Annotated in this window: 8 protein-coding genes and 1 pseudogene; 1 reads left to right on the top strand and 8 read right to left on the bottom strand. The window is 40.4% G+C overall.

All coding sequences use genetic code 11. The annotated features are described in order from the left end of the window. Positions 1-137: 137 nt before the first annotated feature. A complete protein-coding gene (locus HXT44_RS03435; RefSeq protein ID WP_285089369.1) occupies positions 138-2,801 on the top strand; it encodes a DNA gyrase/topoisomerase IV subunit A in 2,664 nt (887 codons plus the stop codon). 36 nt (positions 2,802-2,837) lie between these two features. Here HXT44_RS03435 and HXT44_RS03430 read toward each other — a convergent pair whose 3' ends face one another. From HXT44_RS03430 to HXT44_RS03395, 8 genes and pseudogenes are all read right to left on the bottom strand, one after another. Beyond that, a complete protein-coding gene (locus HXT44_RS03430) occupies positions 2,838-5,039 on the bottom strand; it encodes an InlB B-repeat-containing protein (RefSeq protein ID WP_421783185.1) in 2,202 nt (733 codons plus the stop codon). 120 nt (positions 5,040-5,159) lie between these two features. Beyond that, on the bottom strand, positions 5,160-5,387 hold the full coding sequence (locus HXT44_RS03425; RefSeq protein ID WP_004111475.1) for a DUF3791 domain-containing protein: 228 nt from the start codon (positions 5,385-5,387) through the stop codon (positions 5,160-5,162). A gap of 6 nt (positions 5,388-5,393) precedes the next feature. Then, complete coding sequence (locus HXT44_RS03420; RefSeq protein WP_102155217.1) at positions 5,394-5,888, bottom strand: DUF3990 domain-containing protein; 495 nt, start codon at positions 5,886-5,888, stop codon at positions 5,394-5,396. After that, on the bottom strand, positions 5,885-6,127 hold the full coding sequence (locus HXT44_RS03415; RefSeq protein WP_012914119.1) for a DUF3791 domain-containing protein: 243 nt from the start codon (positions 6,125-6,127) through the stop codon (positions 5,885-5,887). Before HXT44_RS03415 ends, HXT44_RS03420 begins: the two co-directional genes overlap by 4 nt. Before the next feature lie 144 nt (positions 6,128-6,271). After that, positions 6,272-7,459: pseudogene (locus HXT44_RS03410) on the bottom strand (MFS transporter). A 116-nt stretch (positions 7,460-7,575) separates the two neighbouring features. Next, a complete protein-coding gene (locus HXT44_RS03405; protein ID WP_004111468.1) occupies positions 7,576-9,966 on the bottom strand; it encodes a DNA gyrase/topoisomerase IV subunit B in 2,391 nt (796 codons plus the stop codon). 106 nt (positions 9,967-10,072) lie between these two features. Next, the gene (locus HXT44_RS03400; RefSeq protein WP_174182808.1) at positions 10,073-11,542 is read right to left on the bottom strand and encodes an RNA polymerase sigma factor; all 1,470 of its coding nucleotides are present in this window, start codon (positions 11,540-11,542) and stop codon (positions 10,073-10,075) included. A gap of 129 nt (positions 11,543-11,671) precedes the next feature. Then, complete coding sequence (locus HXT44_RS03395) at positions 11,672-12,538, bottom strand: hypothetical protein (protein ID WP_012914115.1); 867 nt, start codon at positions 12,536-12,538, stop codon at positions 11,672-11,674. Positions 12,539-12,557 lie beyond the last annotated feature (19 nt).

Here is a 12,557-nt window from a genome sequence, read left to right as displayed (position 1 = left end):
GCATTGAACAAAACGCGAATAACAAATATTTATATAAATAACTAGTCAAATTGCTGAAAAATTCAGCAAAAACATGCTGTTTGTGCATATAAATTGGTAAGATTGATAGCCGTAATGTCATTCAAGGAGTTCTAAATATGCCCTCACGCCATCACTCAACACAGCAAGCTTTCGACCCAAGAAAAGTTAAAGAGCATATTGTTGAAACACCATTAAACGAAGAAATGAGCAAATCCTTCTTGGAATATGCTTATTCAGTTATTTATGCTCGAGCTTTACCGGACGCACGAGACGGAATGAAACCAGTGCAGCGACGCATTGTGTATCAAATGGGCAATATGAATTTGAGTCCTGATCATGCTTATATGAAATCAGCGCGTGTTGTTGGTGAAGTAATGGGTAAACTTCATCCTCACGGTGATTCTGCAATCTATGAGGCAATGGTTCGTCTAGCTCAACCATTTTCCCTACGCTTGCCGCTTGTTGACGGACACGGTAATTTTGGCTCTCTTGACGACGGTCCAGCAGCTTCTCGATACACCGAAGCACGTTTAGCTCCTGCATCACTAGGTATGAACGCGGATATCAACGAAGACACAGTTGATTTCGTACCAAATTACGATAATAAACTAAAAGAACCTACTGTGCTTCCTGCAGCTATTCCAAATCTTTTAGTAAATGGTGCTTCTGGAATTGCTGTAGGCATGGCAACTAATATGGCAACACATAATCTAGGAGAAGTAGTTGCTGCAGCAAAATATGTTATGAAACATCCTGATGCAACCCTAGATGATCTTATGAAACTAGTTCCAGGACCTGACTGGCCTAGCGGAGGAATTATCATTGGTAGAAATGGCATTCGCGAAGCTTACGCAACAGGTCGCGGAGCATTCACTACAAGATCTACAACACATATCGAAAATATTACTGCTCGCAAAAAAGCTATTATTGTTACAGAACTTCCGTTTATGGTTGGCCCAGAGCGAGTTTTGGAAAGAATTTCTCAAGGAGTTAAATCAAGAAAATTAGACGGTATTTCAGGTGCTATTGATTTAACAGATCGACATAACGGAACTCGTATTGTTATTGAGATTAAGACAGGTTTTGATCCTAACGCTGTGCTTGCTCAACTTTTTAAGCACACTCCTTTGCAAGAGAGCTTTACTATTAACAATGTTGCACTTGTTGACGGTAGACCTCACACAATGGGCTTGCGAGAGCTATTAGACGTTTGGATTTCTCACCGCAGAACCGTGGTACGCAGACGCAGCGAATTTAGGCGCAAAAAAGCTCAAGAACGCTTACATTTGGTTGATGGCTTGCTTCTTGCACTTCTTGATATTGATGAAGTAATTCAGGTCATTCGTTCATCTGAAGATGCAGATAGTGCAAAAACTAAGTTAATTAAAGTATTCGATCTTGATGAAATTCAAGCACAGTATATTCTTGACTTACGTCTTCGCAGACTTACTAAAATGAGCCGAATAGAGCTCGAAGCTGAACGCGACGATTTGCTCAAAAAAATTGAAGAGCTAAATCAAATATTAAGTTCTGAAGCTAAACTCGACAACGTCGTAATAGCAGATATGGATTCTGCAGTTAAACAATGGGATACTCCACGCAGAACAATTTTGCTTGACGAAAATGAAGATGGTAGTTTTACTCCAGTAGCCTCCAGCATAAATAAAAACAGTGAGGATATTGCGATTAAAGCTGTGCAATCAGCAAATAAAATTACTTCAACTCAAGCAGATTTGGCTGCAGCAGCTAATGCAGCTCGTAAAACTGGAGAAGCTGACGCATCTTCTGTTGCAATGCAATTAAGTGACGAACCTTGCGCAGTAGCATTAAGCACTTCAGGGTTAATTGCCAGAACAAGCATTGCAGTGTTAGAACATTGGAATTCGCACAACAACAACGTATTTAACACTCCTTGTAAAACAATGTTTGCAACAACAACGCGTTCAACTTGTGCTCTTGTTACTTCATCTGGTCGACTAGTTCTAGCTCATGTTGCAGATTTGCCACAACTTAACTATGAAGAAGGAAAACCTGCGCTGCTCAACCACGGAGTAAAAGCACAAGAACTGCTAACTTCCACACAAAGCACGGATCCAGTAAGAGGAGAACGCGTAGTTTCAGCAATAGCATTTGATGCCTCACAAAACGCTACTCCACTTGCAATTGGAACACGAAACGGTGTAGTTAAAAGATGGAATTTTGAAGCTCCAACTACCATGGATTCATGGAGCATAATTGACTTAAAAGACGACGACACCGTTATTGCCGCAGCTCCAGCAAAAGACAACGACAGACTCGTGTTCATTAGTAGTGATTCGTCATTACTTACCTTTGACGCTAAACAAGTTAGACCACAAGGACGCACAGCAGGCGGAATGGCAGGCATTCGTTTAGCAGAAGGTGCTAAAGTTGCAACCTTCGCAGTAGTGCCAGAAAAATCAATAGAGTGGCATTACGAAGAAGGTGAAAATGGTTTATTCTCCGCTTCTGGGACAGTTGTATTCACCGTTGCTGGAGACAGTGAAGCTCTTCCTGGAACCGAAAACGGTTCTGCAAAGATTACTCCATTTGACATGTACCCAACAAAAGGTCGCGCAACTGGTGGCGTGCGCTCGCAAAGATTCCTTAAAGGTCAAGATACGTTGATACACGCATATGTTGGATACTATCCATTGCAAGCAGTTACGGAAGGCGGAAGCAATGTTGAGTTACCTAAACCAGATATGCGTAGGGACGCTTCTGGAACTGAGCTTGTTTCCCCAATTGCGCACATTGGGTAGTAATGTTTTTGCTTGCTAGTTTTACACTTTTTAAAGCTAGTTTTTGCGAGCATGCTTGGAATATCTGCGAAGTGATTTTCTAGCTTCTACAAGTGCAAAAATTCCTGCAGTCACAGATGCAAACAAATAATTTATTACCATAGCTACTGAAGAGCCAGTTTTAGGAAGATGCTTAACAACGCGCTTAGCTTCCGGTTGCTCCGGTTGCGAAAGAGCTGGAGCGGACTCAGGTTCTGTCTCAGACTCAGAGGGTGTCAGAATCGGACCTGGAGCAACAGGGGCCGACGACTCAGGAAGTGGAACAGGAGTTGGAGTTAGCTCCGGCTCCGGCGCAGGAGCTGGTGGAATTAGAGGCGTTGGCTTCTTATTAACAGTTACTGTTGCAACTGTTGTTGCAGTAGCACCGCCATTGTCCGTTACGCTAAACGTGATAGTGTAAACACCTGGAACATTGTTATTAAAACCACCGTCACTAATACGCTTAACCTTAGTTGCTATAGAATTATCCTCAATATCACTAACAGACACAACAAGACTATTCAAATCGAGTGAATCACCCTCAGTAATAGTCTTATTCTGAACTGTAATAACTGGTAAGTAATTCTTAAAAATAGAGTAAACTTTCAAATTTTTGTTTACACTAGTGCTGGCAAGGAACACTGCACCAGTACCGTCTTGATCTTCATTCCACCCTTCAAAAGTGTACCCAATCTTCGTAGGATCTTTAGGCATAGACTGACTATCAACACTCTTATCGTTTATGCTTTTGCCTTCCTTAACTTGCACAGAAGCATAATGAGAATTAGCGCCATTTACAAAAGTAACTGTGTAAATCGTAGCTTTAGGAACAATGTTGTACGTAAAATGCGATCTACCAATCATCCTAGGCACACGCTGAACAAAGTCATAAAAAATGCACTGACCTTCAAGTGTGCCAGTTTTTACAGCTACATATTTGCCATCAGCATTTTTCTTAAAATATGGTGAGAGGTCAATCGTTACAGGATTTCCATTCTCCTCAAAACCCTCCATAACACTGATTGTATGACCAGCGCTTTCTTGCGTAATTTTGATAGGACTTTTGTATTCCTCTCCCACTTCAATAGTGAAAGGTCCAGGATTTTGATTGTCAAACGGTGAATCATTTTCCCCTGAGCGAAACTTATATTGTCCTAAATTACCTTTTACGACAATTTCAGAAATTTTATTACCTTGGAAAGCAACACTACCAACTCCAGCAAGATAATACGGATTAGTATCTGTATCGTGCTCTTTTCCCTTATCATCAAGCACGCCTTCAAACACAACTTTTTCAATTTCATTAGCAACAAAGGCTGCATCGCTTACTGAAGCCACATTTTTTGGAATAACAACGGTTCCTTTAATTTTATTCCAACCAAAAGCTCCATATTCTATTATTCTAAGAGATTGCGGAAGAGTGACACCCTCAATATAAGTCTCGCCGTCAACGTGTTTATGCTTATTCCCGACTTTGTCAGCCTGACCGGTAAAAGCACATTCATGAATTACCTCAATACCCTCAGGAATCACAACATGATGATTTTTCTTAAGTTTCTCCTTGCCTTTGGCACTAAGTCCGTCCACATACTCATTTACCGTTTGACCGGTCTCCGGATAATAAACATTTTTCCTACCTCCAATAGTTGTACCATCGTCAGAAATGTTAAAGTCGTCCTTCGTCCAAGTTAAAGATGCATCATCTGTAGTACCCGAATCAGTTGATGCTGCTTTAGATTCTGCAGATGCGTGTACGCTTCTATCTTCACGATTATTTGTTTGAAGATTAGTATTGCTTACATCTATAAGAGCTTGTGTAAGTCTAGCATTTTCAGAATTTTCAGCATCAGTTACAGATTCAGAAGCTTTAGAAGATTTAGTAGATTTTGTGGTTTCGGCAGTTTTTGCAGTTTCGCTAGACTTGGAAGGTACAGTATTTCCAGAAGGTTTTGCGGAAGTGCTATCTAAAGCAGCCCCCCCATTGGGCGTATTAGAAGCTGCGTTATAAGAAGTTACGGAAGAAGAACCTTCTGTAGAGGAAGTTTCTGTATTAGAAGCTGTGGTAAAAGAATTATTTGTAGAAGAATTTACAGTCGTATTAACACCAGAAGAAGCTGAAGTTTCGGCAGCATTCGCACTTTGCCCCATGCAGAAAGCACAAGCAGCAGTAGCAATACCCATCATAGTGGCAGTCAACATAAGACCAGTTCTCTTATTCATTTACCCTCTTAAAAAATAGATAACGAGATAATGTAAAAACGTATACACATTGTACGCTTTATAGTCGAAATACAAATGCAAGCATGGTATATCACACAATCGTTTAATTTATTACAAAAGTCATGCATTAACACACATTTTAGAATTATGCATCTCATCAAGCAAATCTTGAACCAAATATCCGTCGCTCATACAATGCATATCCGAAATACCATTACGCATCAAATCGTAAGTAACAGAATGGTAAAACACGTCAAGCGCCTGCTCATAACTCAACCCAGCACGCTCAGCCAGAAGACTTACAACCCTAGCATACTTCTTTTGCAACAAAATAGGATTCGCCTTCAAAATCCATCACTCCCCTAAAAACTTACTATTTACACACTCGCTTTTTATGTATGTAAGACACAAATCAATAGCTTTTTGACTTCTAAAACATATTTGATTATTAGGTTTTTCATATTTTAGTCTGCCTAAAGCTTCAGACTTAGTAATTAAATCATCAAAAAACAATTCAAGTGTGTTATAAACCTTATCGTTTGCTACACCGCCAATTACTACATCAAAACTGCTTGCATCATTTCCAGAACGAGCATTAAGTATGAAATTAAGCCATTCTTCAGAATATGAATCAAACTTAAGAACAGATAATTCATTAAGAACATTATTGTCAAAATTATAAGAAGAAACAAAAGCATCTTTGTCCTTGCGAATAAATTTCTTCGCCCAATTATCAGCCTGGCTACATATTGATGTAACGTAGAATCCTGCGCCAAAATCAACATCTTTACGCGAATGCAATACATCTGGAAATTCAACAGGCATAAAAGAACCGTGATAAACAATCATACTTTTACACCTTTTTCGCGCATGAAGGAAATAATATCGTTTGTAATATACTCTTTGCCTTGAGTGTGCAAAACGTCATAAGATGGAACAATATAAGACATAAGAATATTACTCTTCTTAGTCAAAGCATCATACGTATCGCGAGGGTTTTGATTAAGCTTCTTAGCAACATTTTCAATACAAAATATTGCAAAATCAAGCTTATCTTTGTCAAAGACTTCTTGCTTAATATCATTCATAACCCCTCCTTTTGTAAAAACATTATTAGAAATACATCTACTAGATAATGCGTATACAACAAGTTCTAACACACCTAGCACACATAACACATCTAACACAAGTCTACATCAAAAAAATATAAGCAATCGCGCACACAAATACTTTCAGACTCGAGTTACGCAAGTTCGAAGCAAGCGCACGTGCATAAAAGTCATTACAGCGAGAAGAATAAGCAAATAAGCCGGAAGAAGCACCATAGAAACATTCTGCGCAATTAGTCCAAAAATCGCAGGCATTACCATAGACCCAATATATGCGCTTGCCATTTGCATGCCAACAATAGCTTGAGACTTATCTGCACCAAAATAATGCGGCGTGGAATGAATAATGCATGGGTAAACTGGAGCGCAGCCTAGTCCAATAATTACAAATCCTGCAATAAGCTAAATATGATTCGGCAAAGGCAGCAACAATACCAGAATGCCCATAAGCATTACGCACTGCCCAATACGAATCATCGTTGCATCGTTAAAACGCATAGTAAGAAATCCGCTTATAAAACGACCAACTGTAATGCCAACATAAAACAAGCTTGCCCAACCTGCCGCAACAATGCGGCTAACTCCTCCATGCAAAACCATGTAACTACTAGCCCACAATCCTGCAGTTTGTTCCAACGCACAATAGCAAAAGAACATAATAAGAATATTCTTAGCTCCTGGAATGCGCAAAACTTCCTTATAAGATAGCATCCCAGAAGATTGTTTCTTTACCTCAGTAAGATTATGCGTCTCTGCCTTTTTATTATTATTTTTCCACAGCGGCAAACTTATGAATAACACAAGAGTGAGAGCAATTTGTATAACAGCAATATACTGGTAGCCTGCAGGCCAACGCTGACCGTGAGAAAGTGCGAAACCCATAACATAAGGACCTGCGGAAGCACCAATTCCCCACATGCAGTGAAGCCAGCTCATGTGCCAGCTTTCATAGTGAATTGCAACGTAATTATTAAGAGCCGCATCCACTCCTCCAGCACCTAAACCGTATGGTATAGCTAGAAAAATAAGCACAAGATAATTCGGAGCAAAAGAAAAACCTAGTAACGCTAAAGCTGTTAAAGCAACTGAAATAAGCGTAACCTTCCCAGGGCCAAACTTATGCGTAAACCTATTAGATAGCAGCGCAGAAACAATTGTTCCTGCAGAAATAACCATTGATATTCCGCCAGCCCAAGAAATTTGCGCACCAACATCATGACTCATCGTAGGCCACGCAGCTCCAAGAAGAGCATCAGGCAAACCCAAGCTTATAAAAGCAAGATAAATAACAGCAAGAAGAAGGTTAACCATAAAAATTCCCCAACCTTAGTACTTCATATTTGTAATACCAACGCGACTTTATAAAGCAATATAAAGGAATATAAATATACAAGGCAACATAAAGCAATGCAAACAACATGCCGATATCAGGTATCGATTTTGGAACGATCGAAGTCGTCTGCGTTATCAACAATAAACTGCTTGCGCGGAGGAACATCATCGCCCATTAGCAAATCAAATACTTCACTCGCTTGCTGAGCATCTTCCATACGAATCCTTCGAAGCATGCGAGTTCTAGGATCCATGGTTGTGTCTGCAAGCTGATCTGCATCCATCTCACCCAAGCCCTTGTAACGCTGAATATCGCTGTTAAAATCAATGCCCTTAGCTTGCAAATCATCAAGCTTTCCAGCCAATTCGTCGTCTGAATACGTGTAAATATACTCGCCCTTGCGCTTTCCAGCGAGCGCAATTCTGTGAAGAGGCGGCACTGCAGCATAAACATGACCGTGCTCAATAAGCGGACGCATATAACGATAGAACAGCGTCAGCAGCAAAATACGAATGTGCGCGCCGTCAACATCGGCATCAGTCATCATAACAATCTTGTTATAACGCGCTTGCGAAATATCGAAACTTGCGCCAGATCCTGCTCCAACAACCTGAATAATTGCAGCGCACTCTTTGTTGGAAAGCATTTGTGCAAGACTTGCCTTTTGCACGTTCAAAATCTTACCGCGAATTGGAAGAAGAGCTTGGAAAGCAGAGTTTCTAGCAGCTTTTGCAGTGCCAAGTGCAGAATCGCCCTCGACGATGAAAAGTTCTGCAACATCGTCGTTTCCAGGCTGGCAGTCAGAAAGTTTCGGCGGCATTGAAGCAGACTCAAGAGCGTTCTTTCTGCGGGTAACTTCCTTAGTTTTACGCGCTTGAATACGCGCATGCATTTCGGAAACAATTTTTTCCAAAACTCTAGAAGACTGCTCTTTGAATCCTCTCTTAGAACCGGTAATCATCTCACCGAATTGAGCGTCAGTCATTTTGGTAACGATTGGCTTAACTTGAGCAGTTCCAAGAACATCCTTAGTTTGACCTTGGAATTGAGGCTCAGCAATGCGAACAGTTACGACTGCTACCAATCCTGCTGTAATATCATCGCGCTCAATTTTCGTATTCGAATCTTTAAGATTTACTTTTAGTTTGCGCGCGTTGTCTTCAACAGCTTTACGAATTTGCTTAGTCAATCCTTGCAAGAATCCGTCTACGTGCATACCTCCGCCAGGAGTTTCAACAACGTTTACGAAACTAATAATCGTTGAATCGTAGCCGTTTACCCAACGCATTGCAATGTCAACGCCGCATTTTCGAGTTACTTGCTGCGCGTGTAAATCTCCTGCAGAATCAACAGCTTGCGTTTCTTCTACATATGTATCTTCGCCAGAAATACGCCAAATATCCGATACTGCTTCACCTTTTGAAAGAAAATCAACGAAATCTTTAACGCCACCATTATGCAAAAATTCAACTACTCGAGGATGATGCTTATTTTGCATTGAGTTAGCAGACTGAGCATTTGCAACAGATTGTGCAACTGATTCTTCAGATTCAGCATCTTCAACCTCATCTTCAGTCTCATCTTCATTCGCGATATTTTCAGTCTTATCTTCAGAATCATCTTCATCTTCTAATGTTGTTTCAGATTCTAATTCTTCAAATTCAGACACAGAGTTATCGCTATTATCAGACTGGTTTTCAAGAAGATTATCTTCTGCAACATCATCTTTAGTAGAATCAATTTCTTCAATATTTGCAGATTCGCCTTCAGGAACATGCTCGTCAATAACAGTAATTTTTAAGCCTGGAACCAGGAAACTTGTTTGACGCACGCGAGCAATAAGCTGCTCATAGCTGAAATGCGCAGTCGAATTAAAAATTTCTGGATCCGCCCAGTAGCGTACACGAGTTCCGGTAGTTTTTGGCGAAACAGTGCCGATAATTTCAAGCTCAGTAGGCTTGTTCTTACGCGTACGCTTAAATGGAGAGGCTGGAGATGGATGCTCTGGATCAGCATCGCTATACACACCAGGATGCCCTTGATGGAACGCCATATGATGCGTTTTACCGTCTCTATCAACTTCAACATCTAAACGCAAGCTTAAAGCGTTTACAACAGAAGATCCAACACCATGCAAACCGCCTGCAGCATTATAAGAAGCGTTACCAAACTTTGCTCCAGCGTGAAGCTTAGTTAGAACAACTTCAACGCCAGTGAGCTTTGTTTTTGGCTCAACATCTACTGGAATACCACGACCGTTATCTGCAACTTCAATAGATCCATCATCGTGAAGAGTAACAATAATATGGTCACAAGCACCAGCCAAAGCCTCGTCAACCGCATTATCAATAATCTCCCAAAGGCAATGCATTAAGCCTTGACTGTCTGTAGTGCCAATATACATGCCTGGACGCTTTCTTACAGCATCCAAGCCTTCAAGCACAGTCAAGCTATCAGCATCATATTGCTCTTTATGAGAGACCACTTCTACCCCTTGCACTTATTAAACTTACAACCGATTATTTTAAGCAATAAGTGTCGTACTATCGCAAAAGCAACAATACGACACTTTGTAATATAACTTCACACAATCACTGATCTAAGAAGTCACGCAAAGTTTGCGATCTAGAAGGATGACGCAGCTTAGACATTGTTTTAGACTCAATTTGACGGATACGTTCACGAGTAACACCATAAACGCGACCAATATCGTCTAAAGTTTTTGGCTGACCATCTTCCAAGCCGTAGCGCATCTTAATAACTCCAGCCTCCCTAGGAGCCAAAGTTTCCAAAACTTGCCTGAACTGTTCTTGAAGGAGCGAGAACGCAACAGCATCAGACGGTGCGATTGCGTCAGTATCTTCAATCAAATCACCGAACTCGGAATCGCCATCCTCGCCCAGAGGAGTGTGCAAAGAAATTGGCTCACGACCGTATTTTTGTACTTCCTGAACCTTTTCTACTGGCATATCTAGTTCGCGAGCAAGCTCATCCGGCGTAGGTTCACGACCTAAATCTTGAAGCATTTGACGCTGAACCCTAGAAAGCTTATTAATAACCTCAACCATATGCACTGGAACTCGAATAGTACGAGCCTGATCTGCCATAGCACGCGTAATAGCCTGGCGAATCCACCAAGTTGCGTAGGTTGAGAACTTAAAGCCCTTCTTCCAGTCGAACTTTTCAACTGCACGAATCAAACCAAGGTTACCTTCCTGAATTAAATCAAGGAAAAGCATGCCTCGACCGGTATAACGCTTAGCAAGAGAAACAACAAGACGCAAGTTTGCTTCAAGAAGATGATCTTTAGCTTTCTTGCCATCTGCTGCAGCCCACTTAAGCTCACGTTTACGCTTAAACTCCATTTGATCAATTTGAGTATCAAGCAAATGCTGAGCATACAATCCAGCTTCAATACGCTCTGACAAATCAACTTCTTGCTCAGCATTAAGCAAACTAACTCTACCTATCTGCTTTAAATAATCCTTAACAGGATCCGCAGTAGCACCTGTAGCAATTACACGACGCTTAGGATTACCAGATGGAGTTAGATTATCGTCATCGTCATCATCACGTACAACAAATGCGCCTTTTGCTTGTGGCACTTGCGGAGCATCATGCTTAATTTCGTCGTGATCATCAATTTCATCAAGATCTTCAGACTCTTCATCATCAAGATCATCTGCAACGTCAATATCGCTTAAATCGTCAACATCAGATATATCTTCTGGCTGAATATCGTCCAAATCATCAAGATTCAAATGTTCATCATCAACATCAAGATGTGAATCGTCATCTAAAGGATCGTGAATAGATAATTGATCTTGAGATTCAATGTCTACGCTATCTTCAGTTTCGTCATGTTCAGCATCAGCCGATACTGATTCAGTATCAATCTTGTTGTCTTCAGTTTTCTTTGAGCGAGAACTGCGCGTCTTGCTATCAGCTGACGAAGTTCGAGTACTGGTTTTACGCGCAGCGCTAGCCTTGCGAGTTTTTACAGGCTTAGTATCATCTTGCATTTCGTCGCTGTCGACCGTTAATCCAACTTCACTCGTCAAACTGTTCCTCCTGTATTATCCCCTTGTAACGCATATAGGCATAGTTCATGCAAGGGCAAGTTTTACCTTAAGTAGTAAACCATTTAAGCAAGACGATTATTCCACAACTAATTTTTGCGGCGTGGCGAATTATTCAATCCATGCTGGCTCAAGACCATTTTCGAATGCTCCACACACTATTTTTGCCATAGAACAATCAGGATCAATGCGCAATGCACAATCACAATAATATTTTACTTCTCCGAGCCTAAACCACCAGCTGATATAAGCTAACAAAGCGTAAACTTGCACAGATAATTTTGGAATGCTTCTAGTAATAATAGCCATAGATTTTAAAATTTTGCACGCGAAAATAGCTCTCTTTATATCAGGCTTATTATTTGTTTGAGTGAATTTTGCTTCTAAACAATGCCGCAAATTACGAGATACTTCAGGTGTATGAGGGCACCAAGCAAATTCCGACAAAGTTTTTTCGTCATACCATTCTTGATTTTCATCCAGAATAGAAATAAGCATTGCATCACGAACATTAATATTATGCAACATTGCTATTGGCAGATTTACTAAATCATATCCAAACATTTTTTCATCGTAAGCAAACATGTTGTACCATCGCATAAGTGCTCTGCTTGCAATATCTCTAATAGCATATTGCTTGCCATTTTGATCAACATTTTCTATAAAAGCTTCCGAAACTGCCGGAACCCAATATTCTAATCCTTTAATCCATTGCGCACTATCACTACAGTTGTTGTAAATATATTCCTTAGAAAAAGTCATAAAAAAGCTGCACTCTTTGGAAGGATATATAGTCCCATTAATATCTGAAATTTCTCTTCCAGCAAAACTTTCAAAATCTTCTGAACCTGCAAAATCTAAACAACCATTAAAAGAATTAGCACTTTCACCATAAATTTGCATAAGACTTTGCATATCAAAGTCATCAATACAATTATGCGATATCTTCGTTTTCAAATCATCCTCTACAATTTCCATGCATACTCCCCCTCATTTT

The sequence above is a fragment of the Gardnerella sp. DNF01198P genome, from assembly GCF_049244165.1.
Lineage (GTDB): Bacteria > Actinomycetota > Actinomycetes > Actinomycetales > Bifidobacteriaceae > Bifidobacterium > Bifidobacterium swidsinskii.
Note: the sequence above shows the minus strand (reverse complement) of the source record. Positions and strands in the feature narration are given on the sequence as shown.